Below are 381 nucleotides of genomic sequence, written 5' to 3'. Positions count from 1 at the left end.
CGTTGCGCGATTTTGTCGGCGTTCCGGCTGACGTGCCGAGGAAGGTGAATTCCATACCAGGCCTTTTCGGGTTAACGTGTCGTGTCTCTGTTCGCCATAATACGAAGGTAGCAGAATTGACGATACATTAGCCGGGGCGACCGCTAATGAGCCGGTTAGCGACATTTATATAAGGAGTGCTGTCTTGTCTGAGTTGTCCAGTTACGAGAGTTTTTCGATTGAGGTTAAAGACCACATCGCCCACGTTCAGTTCAGTCGTCCGGAGGCCCTGAACACCATGAACAAGGCGTTCTGGCTCGAGTTGCCCCGGTGCATGCAGGATATTGAGGCCAACACCGATGCCCGCGTTATCGTCATTTCCTCCACCGGCAAACACTTCTC

At 52.8% G+C, this 381-nt stretch carries 1 protein-coding gene; it reads left to right on the top strand.

Features of this window, described 5'->3' with window-relative positions:
• Window positions 1-184 precede the first annotated feature (184 nt).
• On the top strand, window positions 185-381 hold a 197-nt coding region (locus B2W52_RS03450; RefSeq protein WP_286801297.1), incomplete at its 3' end, for an enoyl-CoA hydratase-related protein.

Origin of the sequence: Marinobacter sp. UBA2498 (assembly GCF_002341575.1) — a bacterium.
GTDB classification, from domain to species: Bacteria; Pseudomonadota; Gammaproteobacteria; order Pseudomonadales; family Oleiphilaceae; genus Marinobacter; species Marinobacter manganoxydans.
The sequence above is the reverse complement of the archived record's forward strand: the minus strand, read 5'-3'. Positions and strand labels throughout refer to the sequence as shown.